The organism is Acidovorax sp. 22279 (assembly GCF_052045435.1).
Classification (GTDB): domain Bacteria; phylum Pseudomonadota; class Gammaproteobacteria; order Burkholderiales; family Burkholderiaceae_C; genus Acidovorax; species Acidovorax delafieldii.
This window is the reverse complement of record NZ_JBQEOV010000003.1, coordinates 334270-349718: the sequence shown is the minus strand read 5'-3', so window position 1 is coordinate 349718 and position 15449 is coordinate 334270. Positions and strand designations below refer to the sequence as shown.

Genomic DNA, 15449 nt, shown 5'->3' with positions numbered 1-15449 from the left:
CCGCATGAGCGACACCACCCCGCCCCGCAAACCCGCGCCGCGTGCCCTGCGCTGGCTGGGCGGTGCCGTGGCCGTGCTGCTGTGCCTGGTGGTGTTTGGCTTGTACACCGTGCCCGAATTCATGGTGCTGCTGGCAGACCAGATGTGGGCGTGTTTTTGACACCCTTGGCGGGATTTTCAAACGTTTTTGGCAGCAGGCGCTAGTGGATCATGCGCTGACAGCTATCATTTTTATAGTTTTATGCACGGTATGCACGGTACAGAAGCCCCTTCGGAATGGGTGCGGCGCTGGAGCCACCTGATCGCCCCCCACAGCACCGTGCTGGACGTCGCCTGCGGCGCAGGGCGCCATCTGCGCCATCTGCGGGAACTGGGGCACACCGTGGTCGGCGTGGACCGGTCGGCCGAGGCTCTGGCCGCCTGCGAAGGGCTGGGCGAGCTGGTGCAGGCTGACATCGAAAACGGCCCCTGGCCTTTTGCAGGCCGCCAGTTTGGTGGCGTGGTTGTCACCAACTACCTGTGGCGCCCCTTGCTGCCCACCATCGTGGCCAGCGTGGCGCCGGGCGGGGTGCTGGTCTACGAAACGTTCGCCCAGGGCAACGAAACCGTGGGGCGCCCGTCACGGGCGGAGTTCCTGCTCGCGCACGGCGAACTGCTGCAGGCATGCCAGGACCTGCACGTGGTGGCTTATGAGGACGGCTTCATCGACGAACCCGCGCGTTTCGTGCAACGCATCACGGCCGTACGGGAACTCCCGCAGGCGGGTGGACCCTCACGACATCTTTTGTCTACCGGGGCTAGTTAGAATGCCCTTTTACCGTTTACCACTGCGGACATGACTTCTTCTTCCGTGCCACTCACCGGCAGCATCGTCGCCCTCGTCACTCCCATGCACGAGGACGGTAGCGTGGACTACCCCACCTTGCGCAAACTGATCGACTGGCACATCGCCGAAGGCACCGATTGCATCGGCGTGGTGGGCACCACGGGCGAGTCCCCCACGGTGAACGTGGAAGAACACTGCGAAATCATCCGCGTGGCCGTGGAACAGTCCGCCAAGCGCGTACCCATCATGGCCGGCTGCGGCGCCAACTCCACCGCCGAAGCCATTGAGCTGGCCAAGTTCGCGCGCGGCGTGGGTGCCGACAGCCAACTGCAGGTCGTGCCGTACTACAACAAGCCCACCCAAGAGGGCCAGTACCAGCACTTCAAGGCGATTGCAGAAGCCACGGGCGACCTGCCCATCGTGCTGTACAACGTGCCCGGCCGCTCGGTGGCCGATATGCAGCACGACACCGTGCTGCGCCTGGCCCAGGTGCCCGGCGTGATCGGCATCAAGGAAGCCACCGGCAACATCGAGCGTGCCCAGTGGCTCATCCGTGACGTGCCCAAGGGCTTTGGCGTGTACTCGGGCGACGACCCGACCGCCGTCGCCCTGATGCTGTGCGGCGGCCACGGCAACATCAGCGTGACGGCCAACGTGGCCCCGCGCCTGATGCACGAGCTGTGCGTGGCGGCACTGGCCGGCAACGTGCAACGCGCCATGCAGATCCAGTTTCAGCTGATGCCGGTGCACAAGCACCTGTTTGTCGAAGCCAACCCCATCCCGGTCAAGTGGGCCATGTCCCGCATGGGCCTGTGTGGTGGCACCATGCGCCTGCCCATGACGCCCCTGGCCAGCAGCAACGAGGCTGTGGTCGAGTCGGCACTGCGCACCAGCGGCCTGATCTAATCCGGGCTTTGCGCCCGCTCTCAGAGACACTTCCCAAGGATTTCCGCGTGAAAGCTGCTACCACCCGCCTGAGCCTGCTGGCTCTTGTCATGGCCCTGTCCGCCTGCTCCACCAGCATTTTGGAGGGCGACAAGATCGACTACAAGAGCGCCGCCAAGGGCTCGTCACTGGAAGTCCCCCCGGACCTCACCCAGCTGTCACGCGACTCGCGCTACGCCATGCCAGGTGGCTCGGTGTCTGCCGCTGCCATGCAGGCAGGCCAGGCCGCACAGCCGTCGGGCAACACCAACGCGGCGGCCCTGTCGCTGGGCGACGTGCGGATCGAACGAGACGGCAGCCAGCGCTGGCTGGTGGTCAACCGCCCCGCCGACAAGCTGTGGGAGCCCGTGCGCGACTTCTGGCTGGAAAGCGGCTTCACGCTGGCCCAGTCCGAGGCCAACGTTGGTATCATGGAAACCGACTGGGCAGAGAACCGCGCCAAACTGCCCCAGGATTTCATCCGATCCACCATCGGCAAGCTGATGGAGTCCCTGTACTCGACCGGCGAACGGGACAAGTTCCGCACCCGGCTGGAACGCAATGCCAATGGCAGTACCGAGATCTACATCACCCATCGCGGGATGGTCGAGGTCTATGGCAACGTCACCAAGGACAGCACCGTCTGGCAGCCCCGCCCGTCCGACCCGGAACTCGAAACCGAATTCCTGCGCCGCCTGATGGTCAAGCTGGGCGTCAGTCAGGAGCAATCCAAGGCAGTGGCAGCAGCACCCGCGGCGCGTGCCCAGGCCGCCCGCATGGCCACGGTCAACAATGTGCCGGTGGTCCAGCTGGACGAGGGCTTTGACCGGTCCTGGCGCCGGGTGGGCCTGGCCCTGGACCGCACCGGCTTCACCGTGGAAGACCGCAACCGCAATGAGGGCACGTACTTCGTGCGCTACGTAGCTCCAGACACCGTGAAGAAAGAGCCTGGCTTCTTCAGCAAGCTGTTCAGCTCCACCTCCGCAACACCTCCGCTCAAGTACCGCATCGTGGTGCGCAGCCAGGGTGAGTCGACCACCGTGTCGGTGCTCAATGAGGCTGGTGCCCCCGAGTCCTCGGCCAACGCCGAGCGCATCGTGCGCGTGATTGCTGACGATCTGAAATAAGAGCCGGCCGCAGGCCGCCACCCACACCTCTGGAGCCCCCTCCGCCTTCTGGTGGACGGTGGCTCTGGTTTTTTGGGCCGCCACAAACCCACCCTTTCGCTCCGCCATGCTTCGATTCAAGAACCTGGGCAGCGGCAGCACTGGCAATGCCACGGTCGTCGAAGGCCGCAGTGGCAGCCAGGTTCGCCGCCTCCTGATCGATTGCGGGCTCGGCATCCGGCAGCTGCAAGCCCGTCTGGCGCAAGCGCAGTTGCAGGTGGAAGACCTGGACGCCCTCTTCATCACTCACGAACACTCGGACCACATCGGCTGTGCCCAGACCGTGGCGCTGCGTTTTCGCATTCCCGTGTGGATGAGTGAGGGCACGTACGCGGCCCTCGGTGCGCCAGACTTGGACGGCTTGCTGCGGGTGGCGCACGACATGGAAGCGATTGACATGGGCGCGTTCGAAGCCCGCCCCTTCACCGTGCCCCACGATGCCCGGGAGCCGCTGCAGCTGCGGTGCTCCGACGGCGCCGCACACCTGGGCGTGCTGACCGACCTGGGCCACGCCAGCCCCCATGTGCTGCAGCAGCTGCAGGGATGCCACGCCCTGTTGATCGAGGCCAATCACGACCCCGACATGCTGGCCGCGTCCCGCTACCCGCCCTTCCTGAAACGCCGCGTAGGCGGGCTGTACGGCCACCTGGCCAACCCGGCGACGGCGGAGATTCTGCGTGCGGTGCAGCACAACGGCCTGCGGTGCGTAGTGGCAGCGCACCTGAGTGCGCAAAACAACCTCCCCGCACTCGCCCGCCAATCGCTCGCCGCCGCGCTGGGTTGGGCGGACGAGGAGATCCAGGTCGCCAGCCCCACCGAAGGCACTGATTGGCTCGACGTCAACCCTTGATGGCCCGGACCGGGCGTCCATAAATGTCTCACCCTGGCGAAGGGCATAAAAAAAGCCCCGGACCTTGCGGTGCGGGGCCGTGGCACAGGCCGACCTTGGGGTCAGCCCAGAGCCTGCAGCGATTTACTTGGCTGCGGAAGCGCCGGTAGCGGCGGTGGCAGCAGCGTCAGCAGCAGCCTTGGCAGCGTCAGCGGCAGGAGCAGAAGCGTCAGCAGCAGGTGCAGCGGCGGCAGGAGCAGCAGCGTCGGAAGCGGCAGGTGCTGCTGGCTCGGCGGCGGGAGCAGGTGCTGCGGCAGGAGCTTCCACAGGAGCGGGTGCTGGAGCGGGTTCTTCCTTCTTGCCACAAGCGGCGAGTGCAGCAGCAGCGATCAGGGCGGCCAGAACGAGAGAGTTCTTCATTTCGATTTTCCTATTTGGACAGACAGAATCTTGAAAAGCCACGGCGTCAGGCTTCCTGAGCCCATGCACGCATTGGCACAATGCACTTGGTTGCACCTTTTTGGGCACAGCCGCAGATTATATTGGTATTTAGTCAATACTGACTAACACTGACGAAAGCTTTACGCCAGCTTGACTTTGCGCAGTATCTCCCCGGGCGCGACTGCCGCGTGGCGCCATGCCAACGGGCGCTCCCCAAAGTGGGGCGAAGGCTACAGGCCCAGTGTGGTGGAGGGAAAGCCGGGTGCGCTCTTGCTGCGCACCCATTCGTTGAGTGTCTCGTGCAGCAGCACCCGGCGATCGGCCTCGCCGCCGGTCACCCCCACGCAGCGCTCCGGATCGAGCCGGTGCAGCACCCATTGCGGCGACCACAGCGCGCTGGGCAGGTCAAGCGGGTCGGCGGCCGGGCTGCGGCGGCAGGTGATGATGTGGTCCCAGGTACCGCGCCAGCGCACAAAGCGGGCATGGCGGCGGATCACGTCGTCGTAGCTGCAGGCCAGCATGGTGAAGCGCCGGCCGCTGCGGGCCCAGTCCTGCAAACACTCGACCACCGCACGCTCGCCCAAGGGCCAGTCATGAAAGTGGGCATCGCTGATGAAGATCTCTTGCCAGCCGTCCCGCGCCGCCGTTGCAATGGCGTCGCGCACCAGTTGCTGAAACGCCTCACGCCCGCTGAATCGCCCACTGGGCAAGTCACGCAAAGGCTCGGCGGAGGGGGTTGCTGTGTCGGTCATCACTGGCTCCTGGTCAGTCTCAGCCGGCCCAGGCATGGGCCCAGCCCGCATCGCACCACGACGAAAGCAGCTCCAGCGCGTCGTCGCTGGCCCGTGCCAGATCGCGTGCCGACAGTTGGCGCTCATCGGCCAGGCGCCGCATCAGCGTGGCGTCGCGCCCCGCTGCGCGGTAGCTTTCGCCGTTGATGAAGATGTGCTGTGTGTCGTACATCATGCGGCTCTTACGGTCCAGCCGCACCCCTTCCAGCATCACCTTGGGGTCACCAGGCTCAAACCACACGCTGGGCTTGGGCTCGGTCAGGTACTCGCCCAGCGCGCGTTCCAGCACCAGGGGCTGGGCCAGCGCGCGCGACAGCGCCTCACGCGCAAAGTCCTGCAGCCCGGCAGGAATGTGCGCCGGCTGCGCCACAGCGTCCTGTCCCGCATCACGGTACAGCAACGGGTGGTCGTCCTCCCCGGCATCTTCCGCCAGACGCACCAGCAGCTCTTGCGCCAGCTCGGCGCGGGCCGGCGCGCGAAAACCGATGGAGTAGGTCATGCACTCGCCTTCGGCAATCCCGTCGTGGGCATAACGCGGGGGCAGGTACAGCATGTCACCCGGCTCCAGCACAAACTCCTCCTCAGGCTCGAACTGGGCCAGCACCTTCAAGGGAATGCCGTCGCGCAGCGACAGATCCTTTTGGCGCCCGATGCGCCAGCGCCGCTTGCCGTGCGCCTGCAGCAAAAAGACGTCATAACTGTCGAAATGGGGCCCTACGCCACCGCCGTTGCTGGCGTAGCTGATCATGAGGTCGTCCAGCCGCGCCTCGGGCACAAAACGGAACTGCTGCATCAGCGCATGCACCGCGTCGTTGTGCAGATCGACGCCCTGTACGAGCAGCGTCCAGTCGGGCTGCTGCAACGCAGGCAGTGCACGGCGGTTGAAGGGCCCGTGGCGCAGCTTCCAGGCACCTTTGATCTGTTGCACCAGGCGGGACTCCACACCCTCCTGCCCGGCCAGCGCAAACAGCTCGGCCCGCAGCACCGGCGGCGCAAACTGCGGGATGGCCTGGCGCACCAGCAAGGGCTTCTTCTGCCAGTGGCGGCGCATGAATTGCGCGGGAGTGAGGCCGCCGAGCAGGGCCAAGGGTCGCTGAATGTCCATGGGGAAAGTGTTGCCCTTTTGCGGGGCCGTTGGTCAAACTGCGACAATTCTCCTATGGAAATTACCCAACAATGTGTGGTCGCACTGACCTGGACCCTGAAAGACACCCTGGGCGAAGAACTCGACGTACTCGACGAACCCGTGGAGTTTCTGGTGGGCGGTGATGATCTCCTGCCCCGTATCGAAGAGGCCCTGCAAGGCCACGGCCCTGGTGCCACGCTTGCACTGCACCTCGAACCCGAGGACGCTTTCGGTGACTTCAATGACCAATTGCTGTTTCTGGAACCCCGCGCCCTCTTCCCCGCCGAGATCGAAGAAGGGATGACGTTTGACGGCATGGCCCTGCCCGAGGGCTGCAACCCCGATGCCCCCCGCACGGCCCTCTACACCGTGGCCGAGATCTATCCCGAACATATCGTGCTCGACGGTAACCACCCTCTGGCGGGCATCGCGCTGCGCCTGCAACTGACGGTGCAGGCCGTGCGCGAAGCCACCGAAGAAGAAATCGGACGTGGCACGGCCGGAACCGGCTTCTTCCGCGTCCAGCCCCAGGCGCCAGGCAGCTCGTTGCTGCACTAAGTCCCACCAAAAGCACAACGGGCGCCCCGAGGAAACTCGGAGCGCCCGTTTGTGAGGGCAGTGTGTCAGGTCACATGCGCGAAATCTGACCGTTGTACAAACGCACGCGATCGCCGATGCGCAGGTCACCCGGGCTGCTCACGTCATACACGCGATACCCCCCCTGGTCCAGCTGCACGGACAACCGGTATCCCTGCACATATTCCTGGTTGTTGCGCCCCTCGATGGCGTTGCCAGCCACCGCGCCACCCAACACGCCTACAGCGGTGGCTGCAGCACGACCCGTGCCCTTGCCCACCTGGTTGCCCAGAACGCCGCCCACCACCGCGCCCAGAACGGCGCCAGTGCCGGTGGTCTGGCCTTGGCTGCGGCCCTGCAGGACCTCGATGTTGGATACGCGACCATATTCGGTGCCAGCCTGATTCTGCGGATAGGCAGGAGCCGTCTGGTAGCCACTCGAATAACCGCCGGAGTATTGCGGAGCAGGTGCCGGGCGGCTGTGGCCGCAAGCAGCCAGCGAAGCAGCCAGAACCACGGTGCCCACGAGGGCGAGGGGACGGGTGAATTGCATGTTCAATCTCCAGAAGTTGTTGGGGTAGGCACTGAAAAATCTCCGACGACCAAGAGCTCAGTGCCCATGTACCGATTGGAACAACGCCCGAGGATGCCGCGGCGTAGACAAGGGGCCATCGCCATGTCGGTAACAGACCCATCGAAACGTAAGCGGCGTCTTACAACCGGCCAGTCACCCATCACGCGCTCGGAACCCCGAGCGGTCCGCCTCAGGACTTGCCTGTGGATCCGTAGCCCCCCTCACCCCGCTGCGTGGCCGCAAACTCGGTGACGACGTTGAACTGGGCCTGCACCACCGGAACAATCACCAATTGGGCCAGCCGCTCCATGGGCTCCAGGGTAAACGCCACATTGCTGCGGTTCCAGGCGCTCACCATGAGCTGCCCTTGGTAGTCACTGTCGATCAACCCCACCAGATTGCCAAGCACGATGCCATGTTTGTGCCCCAGGCCCGAGCGCGGCAAGATCAGTGCGGCATAGCCCGGGTCTTGCAGGTAGATCGCAATGCCCGTAGGCACCAGTTGCCAGGCGTTGGGCTGCAGGGTCAGCGGCGCATCCAGGCAGGCGCGCAGGTCCAGCCCAGCGCTACCGGGTGTGGCGTAGGTGGGCAATTGGTCCGTCATGCGCGGATCGAGAATCTTCACATCTATCTTCACGGTTTTTTCTTTCCTGTTCCTATTTCTGTGCCACGGCGCTGCTGCGCCATTTGTCGCAGGCGATCCTGCAACGATTCCATCCCTGCACGCCCGCCCGGGGCCTGCGCGCCCCCAGCCTGCGCGGCCGATTGCATCAGCCAACCCAGTCCCCACCACACCGCGCCCATGACCACCAAGCCTGGCAGCGAGCCCTGACCAAGCAGGAACAGCGCAATGCCATGCAACACCATCGTCACCAGCAACACCGATCGCACCGTGCGCAGTGCGCCCGCCAGCGGCTGCATCAGCCGCAGCACATCGGGCGGCAGGACCTGAGGCAGGGAAGTCGCTGGCGCACTGGCCTTGGATGACTGAACGGCACCGTTGGTAGCGGCTGCACTTGCCTGTGCCGCTCGGGCCTTTTGCAAAGGCGCCTGGGCTGTCAGCCGTTCCACATAAGCCGCAAAGTCGCCATCGGGTGGAGTGTCCCAATCAGGCTTGGTGGCACCAGTTGTCATCACACCTCCCCATGGTGGTGGTCGTCAAGAACGCAAAGGTGGCAAACGCGCGGCGATCTCAGCGATAAGCTGCTGCGCCAGCACACGCTTGGACGCGCGGGGTAACTCGCGGTGGCCCTGCGCGTCCACCAGCAGCAGGGCGTTGTCGTCCTGCCCAAAGGTAGCGGGGCCAATATTGCCCACCAGCAAGGGGACGCCCTTGCGCGTCCTTTTGGCTGTGGCATGGGCCAGCAGGTCATGGCTTTCGGCGGCAAAACCCACGCAGAAAAGATCCCCTTCCAGCGCATGCGGCGACCGGGCTACGGTGGCCAGAATGTCGGGGTTCTCGACGAACTTCAGCGACGGGGACTGGCCCGAGCCGTCTTTCTTGATCTTCTGGTCGGACTGGTGGGCAGGGCGCCAGTCGGCCACTGCGGCTGTGGCAACAAACACCGAGGCGGCCTGGACATGCCGCTCCACGGCCGCCAGCATCTCCTGGGCGGACTGCACATTGACACGCCGCACGCCGCGTGGCGTGGGCACATGCACCGGCCCTGCGACCAGGGTGACATCGGCACCCGCCTCGCGCGCCGCCCGGGCCACGGCAAAGCCCATCTTTCCGCTCGACAGGTTGGTGATGCCACGCACCGGGTCAATGGCTTCAAACGTGGGCCCCGCCGTGACGAGCACCGACCGGCCCACAAGGGTCTTGGGTGTGAAAAAAGCGATCAGCTCCTCCAGCAGCTCCAGCGGCTCCAGCATGCGGCCGTCGCCCGTCTCGCCACAGGCCTGGTCACCATTGCCCACGCCCAGCACCACTGCACCGTCCTGCGCCACCTGGGCCAGATTGCGCTGCGTGGCCGGGTGCGCCCACATTTCGCGGTTCATCGCAGGGGCCAGCAACAGAGGCACGCGCTGGGCGGGACGCGCCAGGCACAGCAGGCTGAGCAACTCGTCCGCCCTGCCCTGCACCAGGCGCGCAATGAAGTCCGCGCTGCAAGGCGCGATCAGGATCGCATCCGCCTCGCGGCTCAGGTTGATGTGGGGCATGTTGTTGGGCTCGCGCGCATCCCATTGCGAGCCGTACACCGTACGGCCCGACAGCGCCTGCATGGTGACCGGGGTGATGAACTGCTCTGCCGCCTCGGTCATCACCACCTGCACGGTGGCGCCCTCCTTGATGAGCTGGCGGCACAGATCGGCCGCCTTGTAGCAAGCCACGCCCCCACTCAGACCCAGAACAATGTGTTTGCCAGCAAGCTCATTCATGGCGCGAATTTAGCAGACGGGGGTGACCCTGCCCCCGGGGGTGTCGCCGGGGTGCCATCTATAATCCCAATTTCCCACCACCAAAAAAGACATGACCAAATTTGTCTTCGTCACCGGCGGTGTGGTGTCTTCCCTCGGTAAGGGAATCGCCTCAGCCTCCCTTGCCGCGATCCTCGAATCGCGGGGACTCAAAGTCACCCTCATCAAGCTTGACCCCTACATCAACGTAGATCCGGGCACCATGTCGCCGTTCCAGCACGGCGAGGTGTTCGTGACCGATGACGGCGCAGAAACCGACCTGGATCTGGGCCACTATGAGCGTTTCATCGAAACGCGCATGAAGAAAACCAATAACTTCACGACGGGCAAGATTTACCAGTCCGTGCTGGAGAAGGAACGCCGTGGCGACTACCTGGGCAAGACCGTGCAGGTCATTCCCCACGTCACCAACGAAATCCAGGAATTCATCAAGCGCGGCGCCGGCATTGGCACGCCCGATGCCGTGGATGTGGCCATCGTCGAGATCGGCGGCACCGTGGGCGACATCGAATCGCTGCCGTTCCTCGAAGCCGTGCGCCAGATGAGCCTGCGCATGGGGCCCAACAATGCGGCCTTCGTGCACCTGACCTACCTGCCCTGGATCGCGGCAGCGGGCGAGCTCAAGACCAAGCCCACCCAGCACACGGTGCAAAAGCTGCGCGAGATCGGCATCCAGGCCGACGCCCTGCTGTGCCGCGCCGACCGCCGTATTCCCGAGGAAGAGCGCGCCAAGATCTCGCTGTTCACCAACGTGCCCGAATGGGGCGTGATCAGCATGTGGGACGTGGACACCATCTACAAGGTGCCGCGCATGCTGCACGAGCAGGGCCTCGACGGCCTGATCTGCGACAAGCTGCGCCTGAACACCCCGCCCACCAGCCTCAAGCGCTGGGACGATCTGGTGCATGAGACCGAACACCCCCAAGGCGAAGTCACCATCGCCATGGTTGGCAAGTATGTGGACCTGTCGGACAGCTACAAGTCGGTCAACGAGGCCCTGCGCCACGCCGGCATGCGCAACCATGTGCGCGTGAAGATCGACCATGTCGATTCCGAGACCATCGACAGCGCCGATGCAGCCGCCAAGCTCGCCAAATACGACGCCATTCTGGTGCCTGGCGGCTTTGGCCAGCGGGGTGTGGAAGGCAAGATCGCCACGGCCCAGTTTGCCCGCGAGCGCAAGGTGCCCTACCTGGGCATCTGCCTGGGGATGCAGGTGGCCACCATCGAATACGCGCGCCACGTGGCAGGCCTGGCCAACGCCAACAGCACCGAGTTCGACCCCACCACGCCCCACCCCGTGATCGCCCTGATCACCGAGTGGAAGGACGCGGACGGCACCATCAAGAAACGCGACGAAAACTCCGATCTGGGCGGCACCATGCGTCTGGGCGCGCAAAGCTCGGACGTGGCCAAGGACACACTGGCCCACAGCATCTACGGCGATGTGGTGACCGAGCGCCACCGCCACCGCTACGAAGCCAACGTGAACTACCTGGACCAGTTGCGCAAGGCGGGCCTGGTGATCTCGGCGCTGACCCAGCGTGAAGAACTCACCGAAATCGTGGAGCTGCCGCAAACCGTGCACCCCTGGTTCATCGGCGTGCAGTTCCACCCCGAGTTCAAGTCCACGCCCTGGAACGGCCACCCGCTGTTCAATGCCTTCATCAAGGCGGCCGTGGAACACCAGCAAGCCGCGAAAAAAGCCTAAGGGGACCTCACCATGCAGCTGTGCGGATTCAACGTCGGCGTGGACCAGCGCTTTTTCCTGATCGCAGGCACCTGTTCCATTGAAGGCCTGGAGATGTCGCTCGATGTCGCAGGCCAGCTCAAGGAAGCCTGCGCGCCGCTGGGCATTCCGCTGATCTACAAAGGCTCGTTCGACAAGGCCAACCGCTCGTCGGGCACCAGCAAGCGTGGTGTGGGGCTGGAGGCCGGCCTGAAGATCCTCGATGAAGTGCGCCGCCAGCTGCAGCTGCCCATCCTGACCGACGTGCACGACACCTCGCACGTGGCCGAGGTGGCCAGCGTGGTCGATGTGCTGCAGACGCCTGCCTTCCTGTGCCGCCAGACGGACTTCATCCGCGCCGTGGCCCAAAGTGGCAAGCCGGTGAACATCAAGAAGGGGCAGTTCCTCGCGCCCTGGGACATGAAGAACGTCATCGACAAGGCTCGCTCTGCGGCGGCCGAAGTCGGCCTGTCGGAAGACCGATTTCTGGCCTGCGAGCGCGGCGTGAGCTTTGGCTACAACAACCTCGTGGCCGACATGACCAGCCTGGCCGAGATGCGCAACTCCGGCGCACCCGTGGTGTTTGACGTGACCCACTCGGTGCAAAAGCCCGGCGGCCTGGGCGCCGTGAGCGGTGGTGCGCGCGACATGGTGCCCGTGCTGGCGCGTGCCGGCGTGGCTGTGGGCGTGGCGGGCCTGTTCATGGAAACCCACCCCCGCCCCGCCGAGGCCTGGTCGGACGGCCCCAACGCCGTACCGCTCAAGCACATGAAGGCGCTGCTGGAGACCTTGGTGGCCCTGGACGATGTCACCAAGAAAAACGGATTCCTCGAAAACAACTTTGGAGCCTGAGACATGAGCAGTGGTTACGTCATCGCATCCGTCACCGTCACCAACCCCACGCAGTATGACGAGTACCGCAAGTGGAGCACCCTGGCCATGCAAGCCCACGGCGCTGAAGTCTGCGTGCGTGGCGGCAAGGTCGAAGTGCTGGAGGGCGACTGGAACCCCGGTCGTACCGTGATCCTCAAGTTCCCGAGCTTTGAAGCCGCTCGCGCCTTCTACGACACGCCCGAGTACCAGAAAGCCAAGGCCGCCCGCGAAGGCGCCGCCGTCATGCGCATGGTGTGTGTCGAAGGCGTCTGAGCGCACACACCCAAATCGCTCACCAATTAATAGCTGCTAGCGCTTATACAGAAGGCGCTAGAGACTGATTTGATTTAAAACTTCTGCAAAAGGAAAACCATGAGTGCCATCGTTGACATCGTCGGTCGCGAGATTCTGGACAGCCGCGGCAACCCCACCGTCGAATGCGACGTGTTGCTCGAATCGGGCGTGATGGGCCGGGCCGCCGTGCCGTCGGGCGCCTCCACCGGCAGCCGTGAAGCCATTGAAATGCGCGACGGCGACAAGGGCCGCTACCTGGGCAAGGGCGTGCTCAAGGCCGTGGAATACATCAACACCGAGATCAGCGAAGCCGTGCTGGGCCTGGATGCCTCCGAGCAGGCCTTCCTGGACAAGACCCTGATCGACCTCGATGGCACCGAGAACAAGAGCCGCCTGGGCGCCAACGCCATGCTGGCCGTGTCGATGGCTGTGGCCCGCGCCGCCGCCGAAGAGTCTGGCCTGCCCCTGTACCGCTACCTGGGCGGCATGGGCAGCGTGCAACTGCCCGTGCCCATGATGAACGTGATCAACGGCGGCGCACACGCCAACAACAGCCTGGACCTGCAGGAGTTCATGATCATCCCGGTGGGCGCGCCCACGTTCCGCGAAGCCGTGCGCTGGGGCGCCGAAGTGTTCCACGCGCTCAAGAAGATCCTGCACGACAAGGGCATCAGCACCGCCGTGGGCGACGAAGGCGGCTTTGCCCCCAGCGTTGAAAACCACGAAGCAGCCATCCGCCTGATCCTGCAAGCCATTGAAGCTGCGGGCTACACGGCGGGCGATCAGATCGCCCTGGGCCTGGACTGCGCTGCGAGCGAGTTCTACAAGGACGGCCACTATGTGCTGGAAGGCGAAGGCGGCCTCAAGCTCACCGCCCAGCAGTGGACGGACATGCTGGCGGCCTGGGTGGACAAGTACCCGATCATCAGCATCGAAGACGGCATGCACGAAGGCGACTGGGACGGCTGGAAGCATCTGACCGAACGCCTGGGCGACAAGGTGCAGCTGGTGGGTGACGACCTGTTCGTGACCAACACCAAGATCCTGAAGGAAGGCATCGACAAGCGCATTGCCAACTCGATCCTGATCAAGATCAACCAGATCGGCACGCTGACCGAGACCTTCGCTGCCATCGAGATGGCCAAGCGCGCCGGCTACACCGCCGTGATCTCGCACCGCTCGGGCGAGACCGAAGACAGCACCATCGCCGACATCGCCGTGGGCACCAATGCAGGCCAGATCAAGACCGGCTCGCTGTCGCGCTCGGACCGCATCGCCAAGTACAACCAGCTGCTGCGCATTGAGGAAGATCTGGGCGAGATCGCACAGTACCCTGGCCGCGCTGCGTTCTACAACCTGCGCTGAGCCCCTGGCAGCCCTCGCCTGAGCGAGCCCTCCATTGGTCTCCCGCATCGTCCCCGTCATCCTGCTGGCCTTGCTGGCAGCGCTGCACGCCCAGCTCTGGCTGGGGCGGGGCAGCGTGCCGCGCGTCAATGCGATGCAGCGGCAGATTGATGTGCAGAAGGCGGCCAACGAACAGGCCCGCCAGGCGAATGCGCGGCTGACCTCGGAGGTGCACGACCTCAAGGAAGGCCTCGATATGGTGGAAGAAAAGGCGCGCAGCGAGCTGGGCATGGTCAAGCCCAACGAGGTGTACGTGCAGTTCACACCCCGCTGACCTGCCGTGTAGGGTCACTCAGCCGCCTTGGACCACCCCGCACCGTCCACACCCACAACGCAGCCCTGGACCAAGGCCTGCGCTTCATTCACCCCCGTGCGGCAGTCCCCTCCCCCCACTCCCTTGATTGCCCTGCTGGGCGCGCCCTACACGGGCGTGGAGGCGTTGGCACAGGCGCTGCAGCAGCAGATCACTCCCGGCACGGTACATATCGCCCTGCACCACCCGCACCTGGCCCACACCCCGCCCGCGCCCACGCCGCAGGCAGAGTCCGACGCGGTGGCATTGACTCTGCTCATGGGTCTCGATCAGCCCTGTCCTGCCGAGGAGCGGACTGCGCAGGAGGCCTGCGATACCCGGCTGCGTGCGGCCCTGGCGGCTGCGGCGATACCCTACCGCGTGGTGTACGGAACGGGCGAGCAGCGCACTCGCAACGCGCTCATTGCTATACAAAATATAGCACCCAAGGCATATTCCACTAGCGCAAGGGCCGCATGGGACACTGAAAACACGCCCAGGGCGGCCCGGCTGCGCGCCTGGAACTGCGAAAAGTGCAGCGACCCGGCTTGTGAGCATCGGCTGTTCACAGCGCTCATGGAGCAGCGGGATACGACACCGCCGCAAGCCATCACGCCAGACCGCGCTTGAGTTCCTTGAGAAGCAACACCACCTGGCTGGAGCCATAGCGGTAACCACCGTTGAGCACCTGCACAGCCCGGTCCCATTCGCCCTGCTGGGCCAGTTCCACCAGGGTGGCCGCCTGCTCATGAAAGTATTGGTAGCGCGCCACCAGCAGCGGATAGGCCGGCTGGTCGCCCAGCAGCTCGCCGCCTACGCCGTGCAACCAGCGGCCCAGCGCACTCTGGTCAGCGCGGCGCACCAGCGCAGGGTCCAGCCCGACGGAGGTGCGGCCCTCCAGGTAGTCCATCAGGCGGTCTTTCCAGCGCTCGTGGGCATTGATGGCGGCGTCGATGTCCAGCGCGGCGAGCAGGGTATCGGCACGCCGCGAGTCGGGTGCCGCCGCGCTGTCGTACAGCGCCAGCGGAGGCGTAGCCGGGCTGGCCCGGTGGCCCCCCAGAACACGGCGAAGAAACTGCATGACACCCCTCGTTCATTTCCTGCGCGACCGGATGTGATCGCTTGAACGCACACAGGCCTTGCTATCGGACCTTGTGCGCCGGCCCCTCGCAGCGGCAGGCGC

The 15449-nt window shown here is 64.9% G+C and carries 20 protein-coding genes; 12 read left to right on the top strand and 8 right to left on the bottom strand.

Translation table 11 applies throughout. The annotated features are described in order from the left end of the window. Window positions 1-4: 4 nt before the first annotated feature. From ACTJKQ_RS06150 to ACTJKQ_RS06130, 5 genes are all read left to right on the top strand, one after another. A complete protein-coding gene (locus tag ACTJKQ_RS06150) occupies window positions 5-160 on the top strand; it encodes a hypothetical protein (protein ID WP_165836555.1) in 156 nt (51 codons plus the stop codon). Window positions 161-250: 90 nt separating this feature from the next. After that, the gene (locus tag ACTJKQ_RS06145; protein ID WP_440596324.1) at window positions 251-805 is read left to right on the top strand and encodes a class I SAM-dependent methyltransferase; all 555 of its coding nucleotides are present in this window, start codon (window positions 251-253) and stop codon (window positions 803-805) included. 30 nt (window positions 806-835) lie between these two features. Further along, a complete protein-coding gene (dapA, locus tag ACTJKQ_RS06140) occupies window positions 836-1732 on the top strand; it encodes a 4-hydroxy-tetrahydrodipicolinate synthase (RefSeq protein WP_056061726.1) in 897 nt (298 codons plus the stop codon). Between the two features lie 47 nt (window positions 1733-1779). Beyond that, window positions 1780-2877: an outer membrane protein assembly factor BamC gene (gene bamC / locus ACTJKQ_RS06135; RefSeq protein WP_440596323.1), complete on the top strand. Its 1098-nt coding sequence runs from the start codon at window positions 1780-1782 to the stop codon at window positions 2875-2877. A 106-nt stretch (window positions 2878-2983) separates the two neighbouring features. Beyond that, entirely contained in the window at window positions 2984-3766 is a 783-nt protein-coding gene (locus ACTJKQ_RS06130) for an MBL fold metallo-hydrolase (protein ID WP_440596322.1), read from the top strand. 123 nt (window positions 3767-3889) lie between these two features. Here ACTJKQ_RS06130 and ACTJKQ_RS06125 read toward each other — a convergent pair whose 3' ends face one another. The 3 genes from ACTJKQ_RS06125 to ACTJKQ_RS06115 all read right to left on the bottom strand — a co-directional run bounded on the left by ACTJKQ_RS06125 (window position 3890) and on the right by ACTJKQ_RS06115 (window position 6082). Then, entirely contained in the window at window positions 3890-4165 is a 276-nt protein-coding gene (locus ACTJKQ_RS06125) for a hypothetical protein (RefSeq protein ID WP_082522412.1), read from the bottom strand. 251 nt (window positions 4166-4416) lie between these two features. Continuing rightward, window positions 4417-4938, bottom strand: a complete 522-nt coding sequence (locus ACTJKQ_RS06120) for a hypothetical protein (RefSeq protein WP_440596321.1) — start codon at window positions 4936-4938, stop codon at window positions 4417-4419. Window positions 4939-4957: 19 nt separating this feature from the next. Further along, complete coding sequence (locus ACTJKQ_RS06115; RefSeq protein WP_056061717.1) at window positions 4958-6082, bottom strand: cupin domain-containing protein; 1125 nt, start codon at window positions 6080-6082, stop codon at window positions 4958-4960. A 54-nt stretch (window positions 6083-6136) separates the two neighbouring features. Between ACTJKQ_RS06115 and ACTJKQ_RS06110 the strand changes: the two genes are divergently transcribed. Further along, window positions 6137-6661, top strand: coding sequence for an FKBP-type peptidyl-prolyl cis-trans isomerase (locus tag ACTJKQ_RS06110; RefSeq protein ID WP_056061714.1), 525 nt, complete (start codon window positions 6137-6139; stop codon window positions 6659-6661). A gap of 70 nt (window positions 6662-6731) precedes the next feature. Here the strand turns inward: ACTJKQ_RS06110 and ACTJKQ_RS06105 are convergent, their stop codons facing one another. The 4 genes from ACTJKQ_RS06105 to coaBC form a co-directional block, all read right to left on the bottom strand. Then, the gene (locus ACTJKQ_RS06105) at window positions 6732-7232 is read right to left on the bottom strand and encodes a glycine zipper 2TM domain-containing protein (RefSeq protein WP_056061711.1); all 501 of its coding nucleotides are present in this window, start codon (window positions 7230-7232) and stop codon (window positions 6732-6734) included. Window positions 7233-7443: 211 nt separating this feature from the next. Then, entirely contained in the window at window positions 7444-7890 is a 447-nt protein-coding gene (gene dut / locus ACTJKQ_RS06100; protein WP_440596320.1) for a dUTP diphosphatase, read from the bottom strand. Further along, window positions 7887-8387, bottom strand: a complete 501-nt coding sequence (locus ACTJKQ_RS06095) for a hypothetical protein (protein ID WP_440596319.1) — start codon at window positions 8385-8387, stop codon at window positions 7887-7889. The genes dut and ACTJKQ_RS06095 overlap by 4 nt, the downstream gene beginning before the upstream one ends. Window positions 8388-8411: 24 nt before the next feature. Then, on the bottom strand, window positions 8412-9635 hold the full coding sequence (coaBC, locus tag ACTJKQ_RS06090; RefSeq protein ID WP_440596318.1) for a bifunctional phosphopantothenoylcysteine decarboxylase/phosphopantothenate--cysteine ligase CoaBC: 1224 nt from the start codon (window positions 9633-9635) through the stop codon (window positions 8412-8414). Window positions 9636-9726: 91 nt separating this feature from the next. Here coaBC and ACTJKQ_RS06085 point away from each other — a divergent pair, with 91 nt between their 5' ends. From ACTJKQ_RS06085 to ACTJKQ_RS06060, 6 genes are all read left to right on the top strand, one after another. Then, the gene (locus ACTJKQ_RS06085) at window positions 9727-11385 is read left to right on the top strand and encodes a CTP synthase (RefSeq protein WP_056061705.1); all 1659 of its coding nucleotides are present in this window, start codon (window positions 9727-9729) and stop codon (window positions 11383-11385) included. Between the two features lie 12 nt (window positions 11386-11397). Then, complete coding sequence (gene kdsA / locus ACTJKQ_RS06080; RefSeq protein ID WP_436077955.1) at window positions 11398-12255, top strand: 3-deoxy-8-phosphooctulonate synthase; 858 nt, start codon at window positions 11398-11400, stop codon at window positions 12253-12255. Window positions 12256-12258: 3 nt separating this feature from the next. Next, window positions 12259-12549 carry a DUF1330 domain-containing protein gene (locus ACTJKQ_RS06075; RefSeq protein WP_056061699.1) on the top strand — a complete coding sequence of 97 codons (291 nt, stop codon included), beginning with the start codon at window positions 12259-12261 and terminating at the stop codon, window positions 12547-12549. A gap of 99 nt (window positions 12550-12648) precedes the next feature. Next, window positions 12649-13935 carry a phosphopyruvate hydratase gene (gene eno, locus ACTJKQ_RS06070; protein WP_056061696.1) on the top strand — a complete coding sequence of 429 codons (1287 nt, stop codon included), beginning with the start codon at window positions 12649-12651 and terminating at the stop codon, window positions 13933-13935. A gap of 34 nt (window positions 13936-13969) precedes the next feature. Continuing rightward, on the top strand, window positions 13970-14248 hold the full coding sequence (locus tag ACTJKQ_RS06065) for a septum formation initiator family protein (RefSeq protein WP_056061693.1): 279 nt from the start codon (window positions 13970-13972) through the stop codon (window positions 14246-14248). A 123-nt stretch (window positions 14249-14371) separates the two neighbouring features. Continuing rightward, window positions 14372-14896 (top strand): hypothetical protein, encoded by a 525-nt coding sequence (locus tag ACTJKQ_RS06060; protein ID WP_440596317.1) that lies wholly within the window; start codon window positions 14372-14374, stop codon window positions 14894-14896. Here the strand turns inward: ACTJKQ_RS06060 and ACTJKQ_RS06055 are convergent. Then, on the bottom strand, window positions 14877-15347 hold the full coding sequence (locus ACTJKQ_RS06055) for a CZB domain-containing protein (protein ID WP_440596316.1): 471 nt from the start codon (window positions 15345-15347) through the stop codon (window positions 14877-14879). The two genes, ACTJKQ_RS06060 and ACTJKQ_RS06055, sit on opposite strands and share 20 nt — an antisense overlap. Window positions 15348-15449 lie beyond the last annotated feature (102 nt).